Source organism: Stenotrophomonas sp. YJH_SMC_12-1, from assembly GCF_059370935.1.
The window spans coordinates 270,813-293,562 of the sequence record NZ_JCAFUD010000001.1 but is presented as its reverse complement, the minus strand read 5'-3'; the positions used below and the strand labels follow the sequence as shown (position 1 = coordinate 293,562).

Below are 22,750 nucleotides of genomic sequence, written 5' to 3'. Positions count from 1 at the left end.
GGGGCTCAGGATCGCACGTCAGCGCACCGTGTGCTGGCCCAGCGCCCACTGCACGTGTTCACGCACCAGCGGCGAGGGATCATCGACGCGGGTATGCAACGCGGCCAACGCTTCGGCCGAGGACGGTGCATTGCCCAGTGCCACGGCGATGTTGCGCAGCCAGCGTTCATGGCCGCTGCGCCGGATCGGGCTGCCTTCGGTACGGCGCAGGAATTCAGCTTCGTCCCAGGCAAACAGCTGGTCCAGACGGGCAGTGTCGAGGTTGTTGCGCGCGCGGAAATCGGCTTCGTCGGTACGCTTGGCGAACTTGTTCCAGGGGCAGACCAGCTGGCAGTCGTCACAGCCGTAGATGCGGTTGCCGATCAACGGCCGCATGTCTTCGGGGATGGCACCGTCGTGCTCGATGGTCAGGTAGGAAATACAGCGCCGCGCGTCCAGCCGCTGCGGGCCGGTGATGGCCTGGGTCGGGCAGACATCGATGCAGCGCGTGCAGGTGCCGCAGTGTGCCGTGGCCGGTGCATCGATCGGCAGCGGGATATCGATGTAGATCTCGCCGATGAAGAACCAGGAGCCGCCATGGCGGTCGATCAGGCAGGTGTGCTTGCCGATCCAGCCCAGGCCGGCATTGCGCGCCAGTGCGCGTTCCAGCACGGGCGCCGAATCGACGAACACGCGGTAGCCCAGCGGTGCCACTTCATCGTTGATCTGCGTGGCCAGCTTCTGCAGGCGGTTGCGCATCAGCTTGTGGTAGTCGCGGCCCAAGGCGTAACGGGCCACGTAGGCGCGGCCCGGGTCGGCCAGGGTTGCCCAGGCTTCGGTGTCGTCCTTGTGGCTGTAGTCCATGCCCACCGAGATCACCCGTACGGTGCCGGGCAGCAGCTCGGCCGGGCGCGCGCGCAGGGTGCCGTGGCGCGCCATCCAGTCCATCGTGCCGTACAGGCCCTGGCCCAGCCAGTCGGCCAGGTGCGCCTCATCCTCGCCCAGCTCGATGCCGGCGATACCGCAGCGCTGGAAGCCATGCGCACGCGCCAGTTCGCGGATGCGCTGCACGGCCTGGGCCGGATCGACAGGGACGGGGGCGGGGGACATGTGCACCAGTATAAAATCCCCGCATGGCCAACCTTGCCGATCTTTTCGATTCCGCTGCCGCGCGTGTGCTTGATGCGCAGGCCTCGGCGCTGGCCGCCGAGGGTGGTTGGGGCCTGATGGCGCAGGCCGGCCAGGCCGCCTGGCAGTGCCTGCTGCAGCATTGGCCGCAGGCGCAGCGGATCGGCGTGGTGGTCGGAGCAGGCAACAACGGTGGCGACGGCCTGGTGCTGGCCCGCCATGCACGGAAGGCCGGGCGCGCGGTGACGGTGATCGCCTTGCCGGGCAAGCCACCGGCGACGTCGCTGGCGCAGCGTGCAGCATCGGAATTCACGTCCGACGGCGGCACCATCACCGATTTCGACGGCGCGCCGCCCGAGGCCGATATCTGGGTTGATGCCCTGTTCGGTCTGGGCTTCGACCGTGCGCCGGAAGGTGTGGCGCAGGCGCTGATCACCGCCCTCAACGCGCAGACGGCACCGGTTCTGGCGCTGGACGTCCCCAGTGGCGTCGATGCCGACCGGGGCGCCGTACCGGGCGAGGCGGTGAAGGCTGCTTTGACCCTGCAGTTCATCGTGCCGCATCGCGGGCTGTATACCGGCGATGCGCTGGATCATTGCGGGCGGAAGGTGTTGGCGCCGCTGCAGCTACCCACGGCCGCATGGCAGGGCGTGTCACCCGCCGCAGAGCACTGGACCCAGGCTCGCTTGCCGGCACTGCTGCCGCCGCGTCGTACCAATACCCACAAGGGCGAATCCGGGCACGTGCTGTGCGTCGGCGGCAACCATGGCAGCGGCGGTGCCATCGCCATGGCGGCCGAGGCCGCGCTGCGTGCCGGCGCCGGATTGCTGAGCCTAGGCACCCGCCGCGATCACGTCGGCCCGTTGCTGGCTCGGCTTCCCGAGGCGATGACCCATGCGCTTGAAGATGGCGATGTGCTGCCGGCGCTGCTGGACAAGGCCAGGGTGGTGGCGATCGGCCCCGGCCTGGGCCAGGACGAATGGGCACGCGCACTGTTTGCGCAGGTGCTGGACAGCGACAAACCGCTGGTGGTTGATGCCGATGCACTGAATCTGCTGGCGCAGGATCCGCGCGCGCTGCCGGAGGCGATCCTTACGCCACATCCGGGCGAGGCCGCGCGTCTGCTCGACTGCAGTACCGCTGACATCCAGGCCGATCGCTACCGCTGTGCGCAGGCGTTGGCCGAGCGATTCCACGCCGTGGTGGTGCTGAAGGGCGCGGGCAGCATCGTGACGGCGCCCGGGCAGGTGCCACGGCTGATTGCTGCAGGCAACCCCGGCATGGCCGTGGGGGGCATGGGCGACCTGCTCACCGGCATCATTGCCAGCCTGCGCGCGCAGGGCCTGGCCGCCTTCGACGCTGCCGCCGCTGGCGCGCTGCTGCACGCGCTCGCCGGCGACGCTGCGGCCGCCGACGGCGCGCGCGGCATGCTTCCCACTGATCTGCTGGTGCCGCTGCGGCAACTGGCCAACCCGGAACGCTCTTCATGACTGAATTCTTCCTTGCCGACAGCGATGCCACCGAACTGCTCGGGCAGTGGCTGGCGGCGACCCGACCGCCGCAGGCGCTGATCGAACTGCGCGGCGACCTGGGCGCCGGCAAATCCACCACCGCACGCGCACTGCTGCGCGCGCTGGGCGTGCAGGGCGCGATCCGCAGCCCGACCTACACCCTGGTCGAGCGCTATCCGCTGGCCACCGGTGGCGAGGCCTGGCACCTGGACCTGTACCGGATCGGCCAGGCCGGCGAACTCGATTTCCTGGGCCTGGACGAGGGCAGCGCGGTGTTGTGGCTGGTGGAATGGCCGGAACGCGGCGCTGGCGCGCTGCCGCCGACCGACCTGGTGGTGGCGTTGGAGATCGAGGGGCAGGGGCGCCGCGTCCGTCTCACCGCAGCCAGCGACGTCGGACATGAGTGGCTGAAGCGGCTTCCCCAAGGGGGCGACTTGCAGGCCATTTCTGTCGGCTGACGAGAACAAAGACCGGCAGGTTACGGATTATTAAGGAAAAAGGTGTTGCATTCCGTTCAGCGCGGTGATTGAATCCTGAGCCATGCGCCCGGGGAACCGTCTCATCGCTATCTGTGCCGCCGTCGGATTGGGTCTGGCGAGCGTCAGCGCGTGGGCCGGTGAAGTCCGCCAGGTCCTGCTGAACACCGGCGCCACCGGCACCCGTGCCGAGATCTCGCTGGTCGGCAGTGGCGGCTACAAGACGCTTTCTCTGGCCGGTCCGAACCGTCTGGTGGTCGACTTCCCTGACTCCAGCGCCATACGCAACCTGAAGATGCCGGCTGCGCAGGGTGTGGTCACGGCGGTGCGTACCGGACAGCCGGTGCCGGGCACCTTCCGTGTCGTTTTCGACCTCGCTGAATCGGTGGCGCCGTTCCGCCCGCAGATGCAGCGCGAGGGCAATGAATCCAAGCTGGTGATCGAATGGCCGGGCGATGGCCCGGCCGTGGCCGCCAGCCGTCCTGCAGTAACGCCGGCGGTGCAGCCGCAGGCACCGGTGGCCACGCCCGCGCCGACCCCGGCTGAAAGCGCACAGTCGCGTTCCGATGCCGCACGTGCGACCGCGCTGCTGACCGCGCAGGTGCGGCAGCAGGCCAGTGCCACTGCCGCCGCACCGGCCACGCCGACCCCGGCGCCGTCCACCGCGCCGGCCCAGGTTGCGGCGGCCGGTACCGTGGCCAGCAGCTCACCTTCTTCCTCGCCGGCCGCGATCCTGGCCGGCCAGCGCACCGCCGCCGTGGTGACCACGCCGCCGGCTACCGTGCCTGCACCGGCGCCGGCGCCGGTGGAACCGCCGCGCCCGGCCATGCCCAGCGATGCCTCGCGCATCCGCATGCAGGCCGGCATGCGTCATCTGGTGGTCGCCATCGATCCCGGCCACGGTGGCCAGGATCCCGGCGCGATCGGCCCGACCGGCAAGCGCGAAAAGGATGTCACCCTGGCGGTGGCGCGTGAGCTGGCCCGTCAGGTCAATGCGACGCCGGGCCTGAAGGCCTATCTGACCCGCGACAGCGACGTGTTCATCCCGCTGCCGATGCGTGCGCAGAAGGCACGTGCAAACAAGGCCGACATCTTCATTTCGATCCATGCCGACGCGGCCGAAAACCGTTCGGCCACTGGTTCGTCGGTATACGTGCTGTCGACCAAGGGCGCCTCTTCGCAGCGCGCCCGCTGGCTGGCGGACAAGGAAAACGCGGCCGACCTGGTGGGTGGCGTGCGCCTGCAGCAGACCGAAGGCACGCTTGCCAACGTGCTGCTGGACCTTGCCCAGAGCGGTTACATGAAGGCATCTGAAGATGCCGCCGGCCACGTGCTGGGCGGCCTGAAGCGGATCGGCAACAACCACAAGCCGAACATCGAACGTGCGAACTTCGCCGTGCTGCGCACCTCGGACATGCCGGCGATGCTGGTGGAAACCGCGTTCATCTCCAACCCGGACGAAGAGCGCCGCCTGATCGACCCGGCCTACCAGCGCAAGATCGCCGGCGCCGTGCTCGATGGCGTGCACACCTTCTTCAGCCGCCAGCCACCGCCGGGCACGCTGTACGCAGCCCGTGCCCAGGCCGAGATCGACGCTGCCGGGACCATGGCCGGCGGCAGCAAATAACCCGCCGAAGGCAGGTTACTGCTTTCTGTAGAGTCGACTGTCAGTCGACTACGCGCGCAGCGCGGGGTTTTCGCCGCCCGGCGGAGGGCAGTCGACTGACAGTCGACTCTACATGCGCAGCCTCCGCTATCATCAACCCATGAAGTCTGCTGCCCATCCTCTCCCATGAGCGCGCCCGGACCGCGCCCGATCCGGCCGTTGCCGGAAATCCTGATCAACCAGATCGCCGCCGGGGAAGTGGTCGAACGTCCTGCGTCGGTGGTCAAGGAGCTGGTCGAGAACGCGATCGATGCCGGTGCCAGCCGCGTTGATATCGATCTTGAAGAGGGTGGTGTCCGCCTGATCCGCATCCGCGACAATGGCAGTGGCATCGCGCCGGAACAGCTGCCGCTGGCGGTCTCGCGCCACGCCACCAGCAAGATCGCCGATCTGGACGACCTCGAATCGGTGGCCACGCTCGGTTTCCGTGGCGAAGCGCTGCCGTCGATCGCCTCGGTCAGCCGCTTTACCCTGTCCTCGCGTCGCGCACATGACGAACACGGTTCGGCACTGCAGATCGAAGGCGGCAAGATCGGCGAAGTGACGCCACGTGCGCATGCACCCGGCACCACCGTGGAAGTGCGCGAGCTGTTCTACAACGTACCGGCGCGGCGCAAGTTCCTGCGCGCCGAGCGTACCGAACTGGGGCATATCGAAGAGTGGTTGCGTTCGCTGGCGCTTGCGCGACCGGATGTCGAACTACGCGTGTCGCACAACGGCAAGGCCTCGCGCCGCTACAAGCCGGGCGATCTGTATTCCGATGCGCGCCTGGCCGAAACGCTGGGCGAGGATTTCGCCAACCAGGCCGTGCGCGTCGACCACAGTGGTGCCGGCCTGCGCCTGCACGGCTGGATCGCGCAGCCGCATTATTCGCGCGCCAGCGCCGACCAGCAGTACCTGTACGTCAACGGCCGTTCGGTGCGCGACCGCAGCGTCGCCCATGCGGTGAAGATGGCTTACGGCGATGTGCTGTACCACGGCCGCCAGCCAGCCTATGTGCTGTTCCTCGAGCTCGACCCGACCCGCGTTGACGTCAACGTGCACCCGGCCAAGCACGAGGTTCGCTTCCGTGATTCGCGGCTGGTGCACGATTTTGTCTACCGCACGCTGAAGGACGCGCTGGCTGATACCCGCGCCGGCATGTCGGCGCAGGAGATCGGTGCGGGTCCGGTGCATCCGGTGGACGCCGCTGCTGCACCGATGGCATCGAGTGCGGGCGCATCGGGTTTCGGGCTGGCGCGTGGACCTGCGCCCGGTGCCGGCTCGGGTGGCGGTGGTGGTGGTTTTTCCGGCTGGCGCCCGCAGCAGCCCCTTGGACTGCAGGTGGCCGATGCACCGGCGGCCTATGCCGCGCTGTATGCCGCGCCGGCCGGTGCCGAACGCGGTGCTGCGCTGCCGCCGATGCCGGCCGAGAACGGACTGCCGGTGACCAGTGCCGACGCCGGCGTACCGCCGCTGGGCTACGCGATCGCGCAGCTGCACGGCATCTACATCCTGGCCGAGAACGCAGAAGGCCTGATCGTGGTCGACATGCATGCCGCGCACGAGCGCATCGGCTACGAGCGCCTGAAGAACGCGCACGATGGTATCGGCCTGCAGTCGCAGCCGCTGCTGGTGCCGATCACACTCGCCGTGGGCGAGCGCGAAGCCGACACCGCCGAAAGTGAAGCCGACACGTTGGCGGCACTCGGCTTCGAGGTGACCCGTGCCGGTCCCGGATCGCTGCACGTGCGCAGTATTCCAGCGCTGTTGGCGCATGCCGAACCGGAGGGGCTGCTGCGCGATGTGCTGACCGACCTGCGCGAGCACGGCCAGAGCCGCCGCGTGGCGAGCGCACGTGACGAACTGCTGTCGACCATGGCCTGTCACGGTGCGGTGCGTGCCAACCGGCGCCTGACCGTGCCGGAAATGAACGCGCTGCTGCGCGACATGGAAATCACCGAACGGTCTGGCCAGTGCAACCACGGCCGGCCGACCTGGGCCCGTTTTTCGCTGGCGGAGATCGACCGCTGGTTCCTGCGCGGACGTTGAGGGGAGCATCGATGCGTTATCGGGGAATGGGCGGCCTGCTGGCCGCCTTGCTGTTGGCCGCGTGCAGTCCGGCAACACCGCCGGCGCCGAAGGTTACCGAAGATCCGGCCTATGCGGCCGCGCAGCAGCAATGGCGGGTGGCCCGCTACCAGGACCTGACCCGGCCCGATGGCTGGACGGCCCTGGTCGGCCTGCACTGGCTGCAGAACAAATCGCACTTCGTCGGCAGTGGCGCCACCAACGGCATCCGCCTGTCGGTCGGCCCGGACAAGCTGGGCCTGCTGCGTCGCGAGGGCAGCCAGTGGTGGTTCACGCCCGAAACCGGTGTGGATGTCAGCCATGATGGCCAGCCGGTGCGCGGCCGTATCCGCATCGACACCGACAAGGATCCGCAGCCAACCCTGTTGGCCTTCGACGGTGGCAAGGGCCAGCTCAGCATCATCCGGCGCGGTCCGCGCGATGCGCTGCGGGTCAAGCATGCCGATGCGCCGGCGCGCCGTGATTTCGCCGGGCTGGAGTACTGGCCGGGTGGCCCGGACTGGCAGGTGCAGGCACGCTTCATCCCGCATCCGGCGGGCAAGACCCTTCCCATTGTCGACATCACCGGCCTGACCACCGAGATGCCCAATGCGGGTGCGGTCGAATTCGAACGCGACGGCCGCACATGGCGGCTGGAGGCGATCGGAGCCACCGGGCAGCCGCTGTTCCTGATCTTTGCCGACCGCACCAGTGGCCGCGGCAGTTATCCGGCCGGGCGCTATCTGGATACCGATGCGCCGGCAGCCGACGGCACGCTACGCATCGATTTCAATCATGCCTACAACCCGCCGTGTGCATTCACCGCGTATGCCACGTGCCCGCTGGCGCCGCCGGAAAACCGGCTGGACGTGCGCATGGAAGCGGGCGAGAAGGCCTACCACCTGTCTGAAGGAGAGGGCTGAGATGCCGTTGAAGGGACTGTTCCGTGCAACGCTGCTGATGGCAGCGTTTGCAATCGCACCGCTGGCACCGGCGCGCAATGCACCGGCCACCGACGCCGCTGCCATGGCGGCGGCCAAGCCGCCGGTGCCGCTGCTGTGGAAGGTGACCGGCCCGGGTGATTCACGCGTATACCTGCTTGGATCATTCCACCTGTTGAAACCGCAGGACTACCCGCTGTCGCCCGATGTCGAGCAGGCCTTCGAGGCCTCGCAGCGGGTCGTGTTCGAACTGTCGCCGGAGGACATGCAGTCGCCGCAGCTGGCCAGCCGCATGGTGCAGGCTGCAGTGCGCACCGATGGCAGCGAGCTCAAGCGCGATCTCGACGCGGCCACTTGGCAGAAGCTGCAGGCGTTCGCATCCGAGAACAAGCTTCCGTTGGCACAGATGCAGGGCATGAAGCCCTGGTTCGTCGGCCTGAGCATTTCGGTCGGGCAGATGCAGAAGATGGGCCTGGACCCGGCGCTGGGCCTGGACCGTCATTTCATGGAGCGCGCGCAGAAGACCGGCCGCAGGACCGCTGGGTTGGAAGACATCGATACCCAGATCGGCATGCTCGACGGCATGACCGTGCAGGAGCAGCGACAGATGCTGTCCGAGGCGCTGGATCAGGCGGGCAAGGGCGATGAGCAGGCGCGCCAGCTGCATGATGCCTGGCGGCGAGGCGATGAGCGCGTGTTGTGGACGAAGATGGCCGCGGAAATGCGCCAGCAGTACCCGCAGCTTTACCAGCGCATCAACACCGGGCGCAACGATGCGTGGGTACCGAAGCTGCTGCCGTACCTGCAGGCCGGGCAGGGTGGCACGCTGGTGGTGGTCGGTACGCTGCACCTTCTGGGCGGTGACGGCGTGGTCGAGAAGCTGAAGGCGAAGGGCTACAAGGTCGAACGCGTATGCACGGGGTGCAAAGCGAAACGTTGATGCTCCCCCGGGGCACAAAACAAAGCGGCGCGCCATTGGGCGCGCCGTTTTCGTATCCGCCGGTACATCGGCTCAGCGGCGGGTCTTGCCGCCGGTGCCGGTACCGGGTTCGTTGGGCTTGTTGCCGGTGCCGGTACCGGTGCCACCCGGTCGCGGACCACCGAAACCGGTGCCCATGCTGCGCTGGAATTCCTGCCACAGCTCCAGGTTGCGCTCGGTCAGCTGGTTCATCATCGCCCACGGGGTCTGGCCCAGCAGGTTGCCCATCTGCTGGCGGAACTGCTGCTGCTGGTCGAGGAAGACCTGCATGCTGCGCTCCAGGTAGTTGCCCATGAAGCCCTGCAGGGAATCGCCGTAGAAGCGGATCAGTTGGCTCAGCAGCTGGGTGGACAGCATCGGTTCGCCGTCCTGTTCCTGGTCGGCGATGATCTGCAGCAGGACCGAACGGGTGAGGTCGTCGCCGCTCTTGGCGTCACGGACTTCGAAGTCTTCACCGTCCAGGATCAGCTGGCGCACGTCCTCGATGGTGATGTAGCTGGAGATCTCGGTGTCGTAGAGACGGCGGTTCGGATACTTCTTGATGATGCGGGTCGCAGCCATTGAAGCGGTCACTCGTCACAGTAGATGCGAAGCATGGCGCAGTGCAGCAGCCGTTGCAACCGCCTCAGCCCCCGCCAGGCTTGGCTTTCACAGGGGATCATGTTGCGCAACAAGGGTTTGCGTGCTGCGCAGCATGACCATCGGCAGGGGCGGCGGGTGTGCGCCGCCGAGGCCGCCGGCGCGGCTTACCAACCCATATGGTGGCCGCCATTGATGTCCAGGTTGCTGCCGGTGATCCACGAGGCTTCCTCCGCCACCAGGAAGGACACCCCGTAAGCGATTTCCTCCGGCTTGCCGAGGCGCCCGGTGGGAATGTCGGCGACGATCTTGGCGCGCACTTCCTCCGGCACCGCCATCACCATGTCGGTCGCGACGTAGCCGGGCGAAATGGTGTTGACGGTAATGCCGAAGCCGGCGTTCTCGCGCGCCAGCGAGATGGTGAAACCGTGCATGCCGGCCTTGGCCGCCGCGTAGTTGGCCTGGCCGTACTGGCCCTTCAGGCCGTTGATCGAGCTGATCTGGATGACCCGGCCCCAGCCGCGGCGGCGCATGCCCTCGATGACCGGGCGGGTGACGTTGAACACCGAATTGAGGTTGGTGTTGATCACATCGTGCCACTGGTCCGCGCGCATGCGATGGAACGTGGTGTCGCGGGTGATGCCCGCGTTGTTGACCAGGATCTCGACCGGGCCCAGCTCGGCCTCGACGGCGCGCACCAGCGCTTCGGCGCTGCCTGGATCGGAGACATCGCCCGGGAAGATCGACACGCTGTAGCCGCGTTCGGTCATTGCCTGCTGCCAGGCGCGGGCCTTGGCCTCGTCGCGGTAGTTGGTGGCGACCCGGTGGCCCTGGTCGGCCAGGCGTTGGCAGATGGCGGTGCCGATGCCGCCGGTTCCGCCGGTGACCAGTGCGACGCGAGATGTCATGGAGTGTTGTCCGGGTGTCGGGTGGGGGAAGGGGGATTCTGCAACATCGGCGCGGAAAGTGCGCCGGCTGGCAACAGGATGTCGGTCCGCGGCAGTCGTGCCGGGTCGAAGGCCTGCCGAGCGGTGGCCAGCAGCGTATCCAGGTCGTGCGCAGGTTCCAGCGCCCCAGGTGCCTGGCCGAGCAGCTTCCAGAGCTGGCGCAGCACGGGCAGCGGGTGCGAACTGTCCACCGGCAGCGCCGCCAGCGACTTGGACAGTTTGTGGCCCGGCGCATCCAGCAGCAGCGGCAGGTGCCAGTAGCGCGGCACCGCCAGCCCCAATGCCTGCTGCAGCAGGATCTGCCGCGCGGTGGAGTCGAGCAGGTCGGCGCCGCGCACCACTTCGGTCACTCCTTGTGCGGCGTCATCGACCACCACCGCCAACTGGTAGGCCCAGCAGCCATCGGCGCGGCGCAGCACGAAGTCGCCGACCTCGGCGTGCACGTCCTGCTGCTGCGGGCCGCGCAGGCCATCGTCGAAGTACACGATGCTGCCCGGTGGCACGCGGAAGCGGACGGCAGGGTCCGGTCGAGGTTGCCGGGCGACGCAACGATGGTGGATGCCGCCGTTGGCGGCCAGGTCGCTGCGGCTGCAGTGGCAGACAAAGGCCAGGTCGCTGGCCAGCAGCACGTCCAGCGCGGCCTGGTAGGCCTCGCCGCGGGTGCTCTGCCAGAGGATCGGGCCATCGTGGACCAGGCCGAACGCGGCCAGCGCCCGCAGCTGTGACTCGGCGACGCCGGGCACGGTGCGTGGTGGATCGACGTCTTCGATGCGCAGCCGCCACAAGCCGCCGTTATGTCGCGCGAGCAGCCAGCTGCCGAAGGCGGCGAGCAGGGATCCGGGATGGAGCAGGCCGGTCGGCGAGGGCGCGAAACGACCGCAGGGAATGGGGGAGGTCATGCTGGCTGAATCGTCGGTCAGGTTGGCGCTTGAATTCAAGCTGACCACACCGCAAATTGACCGGTATCGACCCCTTCCGAGCCGGATTTTCCCATGTTTACCCGCATTGCCCTGTTCCTGGCGACCAACTTCGCGGTCCTGATTCTCGCCAGCATCGTGATGTCGTTGCTCGGGGTCAATCCAAGCCAGATGAGCGGCCTGCTGGTCATGGCCGCGATCTTCGGCTTCGGTGGCTCCTTCATCTCGCTGCTGCTCTCCAAGTGGATGGCCAAGCGCTCCACCGGTGCGGTGGTGATCACTGAGCCGCGCAACCAGACCGAGCGCTGGCTGCTGGCCACCGTCGAGCGCCAGGCCAAGGCGGCCGGTATCGGCATGCCCGAAGTAGCGGTGTACGAAGGCCCGGAGATCAACGCCTTCGCCACTGGTGCCAACCGCAACAACGCGCTGGTGGCGGTGTCCACCGGCCTGCTGCACAACATGAGCGAAGACGAGGCCGAAGCGGTGCTGGGCCACGAGATCGCCCACGTCGCCAACGGTGACATGATCACCATGGCGCTGCTGCAGGGCGTGCTGAACACCTTCGTGATCGTGCTGGCCCGCGTGGTCGGCGGCATCATCGACAGCGCGCTGTCGGGTAACCGCGAAGGCGGCGGCCGTGGCTTCGCCTATTACATCATCGTGTTCGTGCTGGAGATGGTGTTCGGCCTGTTCGCCACCATGATCTCGATGTGGTTCTCGCGCCACCGCGAGTTCCGCGCCGACGCCGGCGGTGCCTCGCTGGCCGGCCGCCAGAAGATGATCGCCGCGTTGGAGCGGCTGCAGCTGAACCACGGCCAGAGCACGCTGCCGACCCAGATTGCCGCCTTCGGTATTGCCGGTTCGACGGCGAAGAAGCTGTTCATGAGCCATCCGCCGCTGGAAGAGCGCATCGCCGCGCTGCGGGCGTCGACGGTGGCGTAAGTCTCGGTACTTCTACGGTAGTGCAGGAACGCCTGGCCCCGCGCCGGGCGTTTTTGTTTGCGCGGTGCATTGCTGATGCCGGATCGTGCCCGGGGGATCGTTTCCGCGCCTGCGGGGAGGTGTCACTTTCTTTGCTCGCAAAGAAAGTGACACCCCTCCGCGGTCGCGGAAATGACTCTCCGTGCGCACAAACGAAAACGGCACCCTCGCAGGCGCCGTCTCCATGAACCGCATTACGCGAAACCTCAGAACTTCGCGTCGAACTCCGCCGCGTAGCCAGTGTTCACCAGCACCTTCTGCAGCGACTCGGCCACCTTCAGGTTGCCGGCAACGATCTGGTGGGTCTCCGGGCCACGGTTGTCCATCCGGCCCAGGGTCGCGCCCTTGAAGTCGCAGACCTTGCCACCCGCCTCGCGGACCAGCAGCAGCCCGGCAGCGATGTCCCACGCCTTCACGCCGGCTTCGAAATAGGCGTCGGCGCGGCCGCAGGCCACGTAGGCCAGGTCCAGCGCGGCCGAACCGGTGCGGCGGATGTCCTCAGCCTGGACCAGCAGGGTATCGACCGACTTCAGCTGCGCGCTGGCGCGGCTGCGTTCGCGCGGGGCGAAGCCGGTGTGGATCATCGTGCCTTCCAGATCCTTGCGGTCGGCCACGCGGATGCGGCGGTCGTTCAGCACGGCGCCGGCGCCACGGCTGGCGGTGAACAGTTCATTGCGCAGCGGATCGAAGATGACGGCATCGGTCGGCTCGCCGTTCTCGACCAGGGCGATCGACACGCAGTAGTGCGGCACGCCGCGCAGGTAGTTGCTGGTGCCATCCAGCGGGTCGATGACCCACATCTGGCGGCGCTCGCCCTGCACGCCACCTTCTTCACCGAAGATGCCGTAATCCGGGTAGGCGCGCTTGAGTTCCTTGACGATGACCTTTTCCGCGTCCGCATCCACTTCGCTGGCGTAGTCCATCCGGCCCTTCTGCACCACGTTCAGTGCCTCGAGCTTGTTGATGTTGCGCAACAGGACGTTGCCGGCGAGGCGGGCGGCCTTGACCATGACGGTGACGGCGGGTTTCTGCATGGCGTGGGCTCCCGGAAAGGCAGAAGAGATGGACTGGCGGGGGAAAAGAGCGGGTCCGGCGCAGTGGCCGGCCGCACAGTTTACCATTGGTCATCGTCCAGCTCGACCTTTTCCCTGTTCATGTCCCAGTTTCCCGCCGCCACCCGCCTCCGATTCGTCCTGGTCGGTACCCAGCACCCCGGCAACATGGGGGCTGCCGCCCGCGCCCTGAAGACCATGGGCCTGGCCCGCCTGGTGCTGGTCGCCCCCGAAAAGCCGCTGGACGAGGAGGCCTTCCGCCGCTCGGCCGGTGCCGAAGACGTGCTGGGGGACGCTCCGGTGGTGGCCACCCTGGCCGAGGCCGTGGCTGACTGCCGCCTGGTACTGGGTTGCACGGCCCGTGCCCGCCGCGTCCAGCTGGAGGAATACCTGCCGGCCGACGCTGCCGCCCGTGCGGTGGCCAAGGCGAGCGAAGGTGCCGAGGTCGCACTGGTATTCGGCCGCGAGCGCACCGGCCTGACCAACGAGGAGCTGCAGCTCTGCCACGCCGCAGTGCACATCCCGTCAGACCCGGAGTTCAGCTCGCTCAACCTGGCCGCCGCCGTGCAGGTGCTGGCGTACGAAATGCGCATGCAGCTGCTGGGCGCGCAGCCGGCCGCCGACGCCGAGCCGGGCTTCCGCGAACAGGCCGCCAGCCATGAGCAGATGGAGAGCTTCTTCGCCCAGCTCGGCGACACTCTGGACGAGATCGATTTCCACAAGGGCCGCGCGCCGGAATCGGCGATGCGCAAGCTGCGCCGCCTGTTCCTGCGCAGCGAGCCGAGCGAGCAGGAAGTGCGCCTGTTGCGCGGCATCCTCGCCGACACCCAGCGCATGGCGCGTCTGGCCCAGGCCGGCAGCAAGGACAGCTGACGACGTTCTCATTTTTTCGGGTAGTCTGTCTGGATACCCAGGGGGGGATGACGTCTGTGTCGGCTCTGCGAAAGGCAATGCAGGGGGGACTGCTGAGCCTGGCCATGGTCCTGCTGGCCGGAGCCGTGCATGCAGCACCGGATCCGGTGCTGGTGCTGGGCCGGATCAGCGATGACCCCCAGGCTCACTACGAGCAGCTGCAACCCCTGCTGGACTACGTGGTGGCGCGCATGCATGACGTTGGCATCCAGGAGGGGCGGGTACTGATGGCCCGCGACCCGCAGCAGATGGCCAGCTATCTGCGGCGGGGACGGGTCGACTGGGTCACGGAAACCTCCGGTACGGCGGTGGCACTGGGCCAGCGCAGTGGTGCGCGGCCGCTGCTGTTGACCGAGCGCAACGGGGTGCGCGAATACCAGACGGTGTTCTTCGTGCGCAGCGACAGTCCCATCCAGCGGGTGCAGGATCTGCGCGGCCATCGCCTGGCCCTGCAGAACACGGCATCCACCAGCGCCTACCTGGTGCCGGTGATGACTCTGCTGAACCATGGCCTGTCGCCGCAGATCCTGGCCGGGGTCTGGGACGTGCCAGGGCGTGACAGCGTGGGGTATGTGTTCGCGCGCAGCGAGTTGAACATCGCGACGTACGTGCACAAGGGGATGGCGGATGTGGGGGCGGTGAGCAGCGTGGACTGGAACGACGAGCGGCGGGTGCCGGCTGCATTCCGGCGCGATTTCCGCGAACTGCTGCGCACCGAACCCTACCCGCGTGCGGTGGAGATGGTCCGCGCCGACCTCGATGCCCGGGTGCGCGACCGCCTGCAGGAAGTCCTGCTACAGGCCGCCAGCGACCCGCAGGCACAGGGTGCGTTGCATCGGTTTTTTGGCACTTCCGGTTTCCACCGTGTCGATGCGCATGCGCAGCAGCGGTTGGATGAATTGAAACAAGGATTGACGCGCGTGCGGATGGAAGTGGAATGAAGTGGCTCGGCTCGGGGATGCAGGCCCGGTTCCTGCTGGCGATGGGCGGAGCGATGGTCGTGGTGGTCGCCATCCTGGCCGTGCTGCTGGGGCGCCAGACGGCGATGCAGAGCGAGGTGCGCACCCTCAGCGGTGGCGTCATCCATGAATTGTTCGACCGCAGCGTGCGCAGCCGCGGCGAGGCGATGGCACGCGAGTTGTCCGATGCGCTGGCCAACCCGCTGTATTACCGCGACCTGGACCAGGTCGGCGTGCTGGTGCGCAGCACGGCGCGACAGCCGGTGGTGCGCTATGTACTGGTGTTCGACGAGCGCGGCCGGCTGGTGCACGACGGCTCGGTCGAGGTCCCGGGATTCGGCCAGCCGATGGCCGATCCCCTGGCGCCCAAGGCTGCGGCGGCGCAGGCCTTGCTGGTGCAGGAATCGCCGAAGGTGCTGGACAACACGATGCCGATCATGGTCGGCAACCAGCGCATCGGCGGCGTCCGCGTCGGCATGGCGCTGGACGAAGTGCAGCAACGCGAACAGGCGGCCAACGCCACCCTTGGCGAGCGCCTGCAACTGGTCGGCAGCCGCCACCTGGGTTGGTTGTTGCTGATGCTGGGGTTGCTGGTGGTGATCGGCGTGGTGGTGATCCTGTACGTGCAGCGCACGCTGGTCGCGCCGATCCGCGATCTGGCCGCGGCCGCGCGCCGCATCGAGGCCGGTGACTACCAGACGCCCCTGGCCGAGAACACCCGTGACGACGAAGTGGGTGAGCTGGTGCGCGGCTTCGCCCGCATGCGCGATGCGATCGCCCGCCATGACCGTGAAGTGCGGCGCATGGCCTATACCGATGCGCTGACCGGGCTGACCAACCGGCTGGCATTCCGCGAAGCGCTGGACCATCGGCTGATGGCGGCGCGTGCCGCCAATCACCGGTTGGGCCTGCTGTTCGCCGACATCGACGATTTCAAGCGGGTCAACGACACGCTTGGCCATGAGGCCGGTGACGAGGCGTTGCTGCAGTTCGCACAGCGCATCGGCCGCGCCGTTGCGGAGGCAGGCGGCGACGAGGCCCTGCTGGCCCGCTTCGGCGGTGACGAGTTCGTGATCCTGGTGGGCGACGGTGATGTGGCCGCCAACGCGCGGCTGCTGGCCGAAGTGCTGGTGCGCGAGCTGGGCAGGCCGCTGGTGGTGCAGGGCAGGGAGCTGTTCCTGGGCACCTCGATCGGCGTGACCCTGTTCCCCGACGATGCGGCCGATGCGACCACCCTGTTGAAAAACGGCGACATCGCCATGTACCAGGCGAAGATGGCCGGCAAGAACTGCTATCGCTACTACAGCCGGGCGATGGACCACGCGGTCGAACGTCGCGTGCATATGGAACAGGAGCTGCGCGGGGCCTGGGAGCGCGGCGAACTGCGCCTGGCCTACCAGCCGATCTTCCGCATGCGCGACCGCCGCATGGTCGGCGTCGAAGTGCTGCTGCGCTGGCAGCATCCGACCCTGGGCACGATTCCGCCATCGGTGTTCATCGAGGTGGCCGAGCAGAGCGGCCTGATCGAGATCATCGGGCCGAAAGTACTGCGTGCGGCCTGCATGGAGGCCTCGCAATGGCCACGTGGCGTGGCAGGCGACGACCTGTTCGTATCGGTCAACGTGTCACCGCGGCAGCTGCGCGGCGGCGAACTGCCGGCGCTGGTCGCGCAATGCCTGCATGAGTCCGGGCTGCCTGCGTCGCGCCTGCATCTGGAGCTGACCGAGACCGCGGTGATCGGTGACGAGATGGTCGCGGCGCAGCTGCTGGACAAGCTGCACCGCACCGGCGTGAAGGTCTGGCTGGATGATTTCGGGACCGGCTTCTCTGGGCTCAGTCATCTGCGCCAGGTGCCGGTGGACGGCGTGAAGATCGACAAGAGCTTCGTGGCCGACATGCAGCGTGATCCCGACGACCTCGCATTGACCACGGCGATCATCGCCATGGCCCACGCGCTGGGCATCACGGTGGTGGCCGAGGGCATCGAGCAGCAGGCGCAGTTCGAACTGCTGGCGCAGCGCGGCTGCGATCTGGGGCAGGGCTACTGGCTGAGCCACCCGGTCACCGCCACCGAAGTGGTGCGGATGATCGAATCGGGCGTTTGACCGATTGACGTTGTAGCGGGGTCAGATCCCTTTTCCGCAGGAAAAGGGATCTGACCCCGCTACGGAATTACACCGGGCGCTTGCTCGGGTCGCCGGGCAGTTCGCGCACCAGCTTCGGGACCAGATAGCCGGACAGGCGCGCGGTCAACCCGGCAATCAATGCCTTGGCCTGGGTGTCGTCCACTTCGAAGTGGGCCACGCCCTCGACCCGGTCCAGCTGGTGCAGGTAGTAGGGCAGCACGCCGGCGGCGAAGCTGCGCTCGCTCAGGTCCTGCAGGGCCTGCACGCTGTCGTTGACCCCGCGCAGCAGCACCGCCTGGTTCAACAGCTGGGCGCCGATGCCGCGCAGGCGGGCCATCGCCGTGTCCACGCTGGCATCGAATTCATTGGCATGGTTGGCGTGGACCACGACCGCCAGCGGCCACGGCAGGCTGCCCAGCCAGGAGACCAGTTCATCGTCCACGCGCTCGGGCAGCACGATCGGCAGGCGGCTGTGGATGCGCAGGCGGCGGATATGCGGGATCGCGCGCAGGGCGTCGGTCAGCTCGACCAGCTTGTGCGTGGCCAGCGACAGCGGGTCACCGCCGGACAGGATCACCTCGTCGATGTCCGGGTCGGCGGCGATGGCGGCTACGGCCTCCTGCCAGCCACCCTTGGCGGCGTTCTCCGCGCCATAGTCGAAGTGGCGGCGGAAGCAGTAGCGACAGTTGATCGCGCAGCTGCCGGTGGCGACCAGCAGGGCGCGGCCACGGTACTTCTGGATGACGCCGGTGGCCTTCTTGGCCGCACCATCACCCACCGCATCGAAGCTGAACCCGGGCGCCGGGCGCATTTCCTCGTCGATCGGCAGCACCTGCCGCAGCAGCGGATCGGCCGGATCGCCCTTGCGCATGCGGGCCACGAACCCCTCCGGCACGCGCAGCGCGAACTGGGCCATGGCCGCTTCAGAGACGCCCAGTGCCGCCGGATCCAGCTGCAGCCGGGCCAGCAGCGCCTGCGGGTCGCGCAGTGCCTGGCGCCAGAGCTGCTGCCAGCGCGCGGGCGCGCCTGGCGACTGGGGCCGGGGGAAGGCGGAAAGCTGCATGGAGAGGGGGCCTGCGGTTATCATGGGGGCAGAAAAACAGTCGCCCACCGGCACCCGGTGGGCTTTCCATTCTAACGGCTCGCCGCACCCGCGGCGTTTTTGCCACTCAGGAGTTTACGCATGGCCAGCTACGGCATGAACGACGTCAAGAACGGGATGAAGATCCTGGTCAACAACCAACCGGCCGTCATCATCGACACCGAATACGTCAAGCCGGGCAAGGGCCAGGCCTTCACCCGCGTGAAGTACCGCCTGATCAAGGACGGCCGTACCCAGGAAGTGACCATGAAGTCGACCGACTCGCTGGATGCAGCCGACGTCGTCGATACCGACATGAACTTCATGTACAGCGACGGCGAGTACTGGCACTTCATGGACCCGGAATCCTTCGAGCAGGTCCAGGCCACCAAGGCCGGCATGGGCGGCGCCGAGAAGTGGCTGAAGGGCGAGGAGTCCTGCGTGGTCACCCTGTGGAACGGTGAGCCGATCTTCGTGCAGCCGCCGAACTTCGTCGAGCTGAAGATCACCGAAACCGATCCGGGCGTCCGTGGCGACACCTCGGGCGGCGGCGGCAAGCCGGCCACCCTGGAAACCGGCGCCGTGGTCCGCGTGCCGCTGTTCGTGAACCAGGACGAAGTGATCCGCGTCGACACCCGTTCGGGCGAATACTCCGCACGCGTCAAGTAATCCGGCGCAGCCGGATTACGGTAGTGCCGGCCGCTGGCCGGATACGCGCCATCGCATTCGCGCTGGCGCTCCCATGATCTGCTTCGGCAGATCATGGGCCCCCGCTTCACGGGTTTCCAGACCCCGCCGCTTCGCGGCAGCCCCTGACTCAGGGGCGTGTCCCCCAGAAGTATCTCGCCGCCCCCCAGCCAGTGAGCCCGCATGAGCGATAGCCCGCACCTCCCCGAAGCCTGCGACCTGCTCATCGAAGCCGGTTACGTCGTTCCGATCGAGCCGCATGCGGTGGTGCTGGAAGACCATGCCGTTGCCGTGCGTGGCAGCGAGATCGTGGCCATCCTGCCGCGTGCCGAGGCGCGCGCACGGTTCCGTGCCACCCAGGTGGTCAGCCGCCCCGAGGCCGCGCTGATGCCGGGCCTGGTCAACGCGCACACGCACAACCCGATGACCCTGCTGCGCGGCGTCGCCGACGACCTGCCGTTGATGACCTGGCTGCAGCAGCACATCTGGCCGGTGGAAGCGGCGGTGATCGGCCCCGAATTCGTCGCCGACGGCACCACCCTGGCCATCGCCGAGATGCTGCGCGGCGGCACCACCTGCGCCAACGAGAACTACTTCTTCGGCGATGTGCAGGCCGCCGTCTACAAGAAGCATGGTTTCCGCGCGCTGGTCGGCGCGGTCATCATCGATTTCCCCACCGCCTGGGCCAAGACCGACGACGAGTACTTCGCCAAGGCCGGTGAACTGCATGACCAGTGGCGCACCGATCCGCTGATCGGCACCGCGTTCGCGCCGCATGCGCCGTATACGGTCAACGATGCCAACTTCGAGCGGGTGCGGATGCTGTCCGACCAGCTCGACATGCAGGTGCACCTGCACACCCACGAGACCGCGCAGGAGATCAACGATTCGATCAAGCTGCACGGCCAGCGCCCGCTGGCGCGGCTGGATCGCCTCGGCCTGGTCAACGACCGCCTGATCGCGGTGCACATGACCCAGCTGACCGATGCGGAAATCCACCTGTGCGCCGAGCGTGGCGTCAGCGTGGTGCATTGCCCGGAATCGAACCTGAAGCTCGCCTCCGGTTTCTGCCCGGCCTGCGCCCTGCAGCGCGCCGGCGTGAACCTGGCGATCGGCACCGACGGCTGCGCCAGCAACAACGACCTGGACATGTTCAGCGAGAACCGCACCGCGGCGATCCTGGCCAAGGCCGTGGCCGATGACGCCACCGCGCTGGACGCGGCGACCACGCTGCGCGCGTCCACCCTTGGCGGTGCCCGCGCGCTGGGCTTCGGCGAGCGCATCGGTTCGATCGAAGTTGGCAAGCAGGCCGACCTGGTCTGCGTCGACCTGTCCGCACTGGAAACCCAGCCGCTGCACAACGTGCTGTCGCAGCTGGTGTACGCCACCGGCCGCCAGCAGGTCAGCGACGTCTGGATCGCCGGCAAGCCGAAGCTGGTGCAGCGCGAGCTGGTCGGCATGGACCTGCCGGGCATCATCGCCAACGCGCGCCAGTGGCGCGAGCGCATCCGTCATATCCGCGCCTGAACCCCGGCGCCGCAAGGACTCCCTCATGACTGCCCCCCACGCTTCCTCCAATTTCGATCAGGCCGAGCTGGACAAGTTCGCCGCGCTGGCCAACCGCTGGTGGGACGCTGACGGCCCGCAGAAGCCGCTGCATGCGCTGAACCCGGTGCGCCTGAAATACGTGGCCGACCGCGTGCCACTGCGCGGCGCACGCGTACTCGACATCGGTTGCGGTGGCGGCCTGTTGAGCGAAGCGCTGGCCCAGGCCGGCGCCGACGTCACCGCCATCGACCTGGCCCCGGAGCTGGTCAAGGTCGCGCGCCTGCATGCGCTGGAAAGCGGCGCCAATGTCGATTACCGGGTGCAGGCCGCCGAGGACCTGGCCGCCGAGCAGCCGGGCAGCTTCGATGTGGTGACCTGCATGGAAATGCTGGAGCACGTGCCAGACCCGGGCGCGATCATCGAGGCCTGCAAGCGCCTGCTGAAGCCCGGCGGCCATCTGTTCCTGTCGACCATCAACCGCACCGCTGCCGCGTTCGCGGTGGCGATTGTCGGTGCCGAGTACGTGGCGCGGCTGCTGCCCAAGGGCACGCACCACTACCAGGAATTCATCAAGCCGGCCGAGCTGGCGCGCTGGTTGCGCGAGGCCGACATGCAGCTGGTGGACGTCAGCGGCATGGCCTACGAGCCGTGGCGCAACCACGCCCGCCTGAGCAGCCGCACCGACATCAACTACCTGGCCTACGCGGTCAAGCCGGCATGACCTCCGCCCGCTTCCCGCGTGCGGTGCTGTTCGACCTGGACGGCACGTTGCTGGACAGCGCGCCGGACTTCGTCGCCACCTGCAACGCGATGCTGGCCGAACGTGGTCGTGCACCCATCGATCCGGCCGCACTGCGCCCGGTGGTGTCGAAGGGCTCGCGGGCGATGGTCTCGGCCGCGTTCCCGGACCTGGATGCCGCTGCGCGCGATGCACTGATCCCGGAATTCCTGCAGCGCTATGAAGCGTTGATCGGCCAGCACGCAGTGCTGTTCGACGGCGTGGCCGGCATGCTCGCCGCGCTGGATGAGGCCGGTACGGTGTGGGGCATCGTCACCAACAAACCCGAGTACCTGGCGCGCCTGATCCTGCCGCAGCACGGCTGGCAGCAGCGCTGCGCGGTGCTGGTCGGCGGTGACAGCCTGGCCGAACGCAAGCCGCACCCGCTGCCGCTGCTGCACGCTGCGCAGGCCATTGGCATTGCCGCCGAAGACTGCGTGTACGTGGGTGACGACGAGCGCGACATCATCGCCGCACGCGCTGCCGCCATGCCGTCGGTGGCGGCGCTGTGGGGCTACCGCCTGCACAGCAACGACCCGCTGGCCTGGCAGGCCGACGTGCTGGTCGAGAACGCCGAACTTCTGCAACTGGCCAGTCTCTGGCCGACCCGGCCGGCAGCCCCGGCCCAGCCGTAAGGAATCACGTAGTGAGCAGTACCGCGCTGGACAGTTTCCTCGACAAGTGGCGCAGCCGTTGGCCGGAATGGTCGGTGGCCGCCCCGTTCGTGGCCGAATCGCAACGCGAGCTTGCCGTGGCGTGGTTTGCGCTGCTGCAGGAGTTCGACGACATGCTCAATACCGGCGGCGATCCGCTGCCGGCCGATGCCAAGCTGGCATGGTGGGGCGAGGAGCTGCGCAGCTGGGCCGGGCATCGTTCGCGCCATCCACTGGGCCGTCTGCTGGAGCCGGTGCGTGCGCCGTGGGTGCAGTTGGCCGAGGCGCTGCCGGATCTGGTTGAAGCACGCACCGTCGCGCTGGACGCCGCCAGTGCCGAGCGTGCGCTGGCCAACTACGCTGAAGCCGTGGCCGCGGTCGAGGCGGCCTTGTTCGCGGACAAGCCGCGCACCGGTGCCGGCCGTGCGGTGCAGCTGCAGACCCTGGCCCAGCGCCTGCAGGATGCCGGCGTGGCCGGTGTACCGCGCAGCCTGCTGGACGGTGATGCCAGCACGGCTGCACAGCGCTGGGCGCAGCATCTGTTGAAGGGTTGGGGCAGCCGCGTGCCCGGCCCGCGCCCGCGCCGTGTGTGGTCCAGCCTGGCGCGCGCCCGCGTTGCCGCGCAGGCCGCAGGCAAGCCGATTGAAGCGACCCCGGTGCGCACCTTGTTGCGCGTGTGGTGGGCCGCGCGCGGTTGATCGATCGGCGCTGTTGACTGCTTCTGGTGGGTGCGGACCTTGGTCCGCACGCTCTGTGAGGTTGTGCCGACCAAGGTTGGCACCCACCAAAGCGCATTGCGCG

21 protein-coding genes are annotated in these 22,750 nt (G+C 67.9%); 15 read left to right on the top strand and 6 right to left on the bottom strand.

Annotated features, from left to right (window positions below):
- Nucleotides 1-18: 18 nt before the first annotated feature.
- Nucleotides 19-1,089, bottom strand: coding sequence for a tRNA epoxyqueuosine(34) reductase QueG (gene queG / locus AC5P8Y_RS01370; protein ID WP_032966929.1), 1,071 nt, complete (start codon nt 1,087-1,089; stop codon nt 19-21).
- A 23-nt stretch (nt 1,090-1,112) separates the two neighbouring features.
- Here queG and AC5P8Y_RS01365 point away from each other — a divergent pair, with 23 nt between their 5' ends.
- The 6 genes from AC5P8Y_RS01365 (at nt 1,113) to AC5P8Y_RS01340 (ending at nt 8,690) form a co-directional block, all read left to right on the top strand.
- Nucleotides 1,113-2,597, top strand: coding sequence for an NAD(P)H-hydrate dehydratase (locus tag AC5P8Y_RS01365; protein WP_111108390.1), 1,485 nt, complete (start codon nt 1,113-1,115; stop codon nt 2,595-2,597).
- Nucleotides 2,594-3,076, top strand: a complete 483-nt coding sequence (tsaE, locus tag AC5P8Y_RS01360) for a tRNA (adenosine(37)-N6)-threonylcarbamoyltransferase complex ATPase subunit type 1 TsaE (RefSeq protein ID WP_099480753.1) — start codon at nt 2,594-2,596, stop codon at nt 3,074-3,076. The genes AC5P8Y_RS01365 and tsaE overlap by 4 nt, the downstream gene beginning before the upstream one ends.
- Before the next feature lie 82 nt (nt 3,077-3,158).
- Complete coding sequence (locus AC5P8Y_RS01355) at nt 3,159-4,721, top strand: N-acetylmuramoyl-L-alanine amidase (protein ID WP_111108391.1); 1,563 nt, start codon at nt 3,159-3,161, stop codon at nt 4,719-4,721.
- Between the two features lie 165 nt (nt 4,722-4,886).
- Complete coding sequence (mutL, locus tag AC5P8Y_RS01350; protein ID WP_111108392.1) at nt 4,887-6,791, top strand: DNA mismatch repair endonuclease MutL; 1,905 nt, start codon at nt 4,887-4,889, stop codon at nt 6,789-6,791.
- An 11-nt stretch (nt 6,792-6,802) separates the two neighbouring features.
- A complete protein-coding gene (locus AC5P8Y_RS01345; RefSeq protein WP_111108393.1) occupies nt 6,803-7,732 on the top strand; it encodes a DUF1684 domain-containing protein in 930 nt (309 codons plus the stop codon).
- A 1-nt stretch (nt 7,733) separates the two neighbouring features.
- A complete protein-coding gene (locus tag AC5P8Y_RS01340; protein WP_111108394.1) occupies nt 7,734-8,690 on the top strand; it encodes a TraB/GumN family protein in 957 nt (318 codons plus the stop codon).
- A 72-nt stretch (nt 8,691-8,762) separates the two neighbouring features.
- On the opposite strand, the gene phaR is transcribed toward AC5P8Y_RS01340, so the two are convergent.
- From phaR to gluQRS, 3 genes are all read right to left on the bottom strand, one after another.
- On the bottom strand, nt 8,763-9,290 hold the full coding sequence (phaR, locus tag AC5P8Y_RS01335; protein ID WP_005410391.1) for a polyhydroxyalkanoate synthesis repressor PhaR: 528 nt from the start codon (nt 9,288-9,290) through the stop codon (nt 8,763-8,765).
- A gap of 185 nt (nt 9,291-9,475) precedes the next feature.
- Nucleotides 9,476-10,216, bottom strand: coding sequence for an acetoacetyl-CoA reductase (gene phbB, locus AC5P8Y_RS01330; protein ID WP_005410389.1), 741 nt, complete (start codon nt 10,214-10,216; stop codon nt 9,476-9,478).
- Nucleotides 10,213-11,154 (bottom strand): tRNA glutamyl-Q(34) synthetase GluQRS, encoded by a 942-nt coding sequence (gene gluQRS / locus AC5P8Y_RS01325; RefSeq protein WP_049453458.1) that lies wholly within the window; start codon nt 11,152-11,154, stop codon nt 10,213-10,215. Before gluQRS ends, phbB begins: the two co-directional genes overlap by 4 nt.
- A gap of 93 nt (nt 11,155-11,247) precedes the next feature.
- On the opposite strand from gluQRS, the gene htpX reads away from it, so the two are divergent.
- Entirely contained in the window at nt 11,248-12,114 is an 867-nt protein-coding gene (gene htpX / locus AC5P8Y_RS01320; protein ID WP_005410387.1) for a protease HtpX, read from the top strand.
- A gap of 245 nt (nt 12,115-12,359) precedes the next feature.
- Here the strand turns inward: htpX and AC5P8Y_RS01315 are convergent, their stop codons facing one another.
- Nucleotides 12,360-13,187 (bottom strand): inositol monophosphatase family protein, encoded by an 828-nt coding sequence (locus tag AC5P8Y_RS01315; RefSeq protein ID WP_005410386.1) that lies wholly within the window; start codon nt 13,185-13,187, stop codon nt 12,360-12,362.
- Nucleotides 13,188-13,307: 120 nt separating this feature from the next.
- On the opposite strand from AC5P8Y_RS01315, the gene AC5P8Y_RS01310 reads away from it, so the two are divergent.
- From AC5P8Y_RS01310 to AC5P8Y_RS01300, 3 genes are read left to right on the top strand one after another with little or no spacing between them, the layout of a single operon-like run.
- Nucleotides 13,308-14,078 carry an RNA methyltransferase gene (locus AC5P8Y_RS01310; RefSeq protein ID WP_111108395.1) on the top strand — a complete coding sequence of 257 codons (771 nt, stop codon included), beginning with the start codon at nt 13,308-13,310 and terminating at the stop codon, nt 14,076-14,078.
- Between the two features lie 47 nt (nt 14,079-14,125).
- Nucleotides 14,126-15,058, top strand: coding sequence for a phosphate/phosphite/phosphonate ABC transporter substrate-binding protein (locus tag AC5P8Y_RS01305; protein ID WP_049430193.1), 933 nt, complete (start codon nt 14,126-14,128; stop codon nt 15,056-15,058).
- Nucleotides 15,055-17,181 (top strand): putative bifunctional diguanylate cyclase/phosphodiesterase, encoded by a 2,127-nt coding sequence (locus tag AC5P8Y_RS01300; protein WP_049430192.1) that lies wholly within the window; start codon nt 15,055-15,057, stop codon nt 17,179-17,181. The genes AC5P8Y_RS01305 and AC5P8Y_RS01300 overlap by 4 nt, the downstream gene beginning before the upstream one ends.
- A gap of 67 nt (nt 17,182-17,248) precedes the next feature.
- On the opposite strand, the gene epmB is transcribed toward AC5P8Y_RS01300, so the two are convergent.
- Complete coding sequence (gene epmB, locus AC5P8Y_RS01295; protein WP_164227249.1) at nt 17,249-18,265, bottom strand: EF-P beta-lysylation protein EpmB; 1,017 nt, start codon at nt 18,263-18,265, stop codon at nt 17,249-17,251.
- A gap of 120 nt (nt 18,266-18,385) precedes the next feature.
- Here epmB and efp point away from each other — a divergent pair, with 120 nt between their 5' ends.
- The 5 genes from efp (at nt 18,386) to AC5P8Y_RS01270 (ending at nt 22,647) form a co-directional block, all read left to right on the top strand.
- Entirely contained in the window at nt 18,386-18,952 is a 567-nt protein-coding gene (gene efp / locus AC5P8Y_RS01290) for an elongation factor P (RefSeq protein ID WP_005410381.1), read from the top strand.
- A 201-nt stretch (nt 18,953-19,153) separates the two neighbouring features.
- Complete coding sequence (locus tag AC5P8Y_RS01285) at nt 19,154-20,497, top strand: TRZ/ATZ family hydrolase (RefSeq protein ID WP_005410380.1); 1,344 nt, start codon at nt 19,154-19,156, stop codon at nt 20,495-20,497.
- Between the two features lie 25 nt (nt 20,498-20,522).
- On the top strand, nt 20,523-21,239 hold the full coding sequence (ubiG, locus tag AC5P8Y_RS01280) for a bifunctional 2-polyprenyl-6-hydroxyphenol methylase/3-demethylubiquinol 3-O-methyltransferase UbiG (RefSeq protein ID WP_049430186.1): 717 nt from the start codon (nt 20,523-20,525) through the stop codon (nt 21,237-21,239).
- Nucleotides 21,236-21,931 (top strand): phosphoglycolate phosphatase, encoded by a 696-nt coding sequence (locus tag AC5P8Y_RS01275; RefSeq protein ID WP_111187916.1) that lies wholly within the window; start codon nt 21,236-21,238, stop codon nt 21,929-21,931. Before ubiG ends, AC5P8Y_RS01275 begins: the two co-directional genes overlap by 4 nt.
- An 11-nt stretch (nt 21,932-21,942) precedes the next feature.
- Complete coding sequence (locus tag AC5P8Y_RS01270) at nt 21,943-22,647, top strand: squalene/phytoene synthase family protein (protein ID WP_033834682.1); 705 nt, start codon at nt 21,943-21,945, stop codon at nt 22,645-22,647.
- The last annotated feature ends 103 nt before the right edge of the window (nt 22,648-22,750 follow it).

What these genes read in the sequence shown, in the direction of transcription:
- AC5P8Y_RS01275 (WP_111187916.1), top strand. Translation starts at nt 21,236, where the DNA reads ATGACCTCCGCCCGCTTCCCGCGTGCGGTGCTGTTCGACCTGGACGGC.
- AC5P8Y_RS01315 (WP_005410386.1), bottom strand. Translation starts at nt 13,187, where the DNA reads ATGCAGAAACCCGCCGTCACCGTCATGGTCAAGGCCGCCCGCCTCGCC.
- tsaE (WP_099480753.1), top strand. Translation starts at nt 2,594, where the DNA reads ATGACTGAATTCTTCCTTGCCGACAGCGATGCCACCGAACTGCTCGGG.
- AC5P8Y_RS01305 (WP_049430193.1), top strand. Translation starts at nt 14,126, where the DNA reads ATGACGTCTGTGTCGGCTCTGCGAAAGGCAATGCAGGGGGGACTGCTG.
- AC5P8Y_RS01365 (WP_111108390.1), top strand. Translation starts at nt 1,113, where the DNA reads ATGGCCAACCTTGCCGATCTTTTCGATTCCGCTGCCGCGCGTGTGCTT.
- ubiG (WP_049430186.1), top strand. Translation starts at nt 20,523, where the DNA reads ATGACTGCCCCCCACGCTTCCTCCAATTTCGATCAGGCCGAGCTGGAC.
- AC5P8Y_RS01345 (WP_111108393.1), top strand. Translation starts at nt 6,803, where the DNA reads ATGCGTTATCGGGGAATGGGCGGCCTGCTGGCCGCCTTGCTGTTGGCC.
- AC5P8Y_RS01340 (WP_111108394.1), top strand. Translation starts at nt 7,734, where the DNA reads ATGCCGTTGAAGGGACTGTTCCGTGCAACGCTGCTGATGGCAGCGTTT.
- AC5P8Y_RS01310 (WP_111108395.1), top strand. Translation starts at nt 13,308, where the DNA reads ATGTCCCAGTTTCCCGCCGCCACCCGCCTCCGATTCGTCCTGGTCGGT.
- AC5P8Y_RS01355 (WP_111108391.1), top strand. Translation starts at nt 3,159, where the DNA reads ATGCGCCCGGGGAACCGTCTCATCGCTATCTGTGCCGCCGTCGGATTG.
- queG (WP_032966929.1), bottom strand. Translation starts at nt 1,089, where the DNA reads ATGTCCCCCGCCCCCGTCCCTGTCGATCCGGCCCAGGCCGTGCAGCGC.
- AC5P8Y_RS01285 (WP_005410380.1), top strand. Translation starts at nt 19,154, where the DNA reads ATGAGCGATAGCCCGCACCTCCCCGAAGCCTGCGACCTGCTCATCGAA.
- efp (WP_005410381.1), top strand. Translation starts at nt 18,386, where the DNA reads ATGGCCAGCTACGGCATGAACGACGTCAAGAACGGGATGAAGATCCTG.
- phbB (WP_005410389.1), bottom strand. Translation starts at nt 10,216, where the DNA reads ATGACATCTCGCGTCGCACTGGTCACCGGCGGAACCGGCGGCATCGGC.
- htpX (WP_005410387.1), top strand. Translation starts at nt 11,248, where the DNA reads ATGTTTACCCGCATTGCCCTGTTCCTGGCGACCAACTTCGCGGTCCTG.
- phaR (WP_005410391.1), bottom strand. Translation starts at nt 9,290, where the DNA reads ATGGCTGCGACCCGCATCATCAAGAAGTATCCGAACCGCCGTCTCTAC.
- AC5P8Y_RS01300 (WP_049430192.1), top strand. Translation starts at nt 15,055, where the DNA reads ATGAAGTGGCTCGGCTCGGGGATGCAGGCCCGGTTCCTGCTGGCGATG.
- mutL (WP_111108392.1), top strand. Translation starts at nt 4,887, where the DNA reads ATGAGCGCGCCCGGACCGCGCCCGATCCGGCCGTTGCCGGAAATCCTG.
- epmB (WP_164227249.1), bottom strand. Translation starts at nt 18,265, where the DNA reads ATGCAGCTTTCCGCCTTCCCCCGGCCCCAGTCGCCAGGCGCGCCCGCG.
- gluQRS (WP_049453458.1), bottom strand. Translation starts at nt 11,154, where the DNA reads ATGACCTCCCCCATTCCCTGCGGTCGTTTCGCGCCCTCGCCGACCGGC.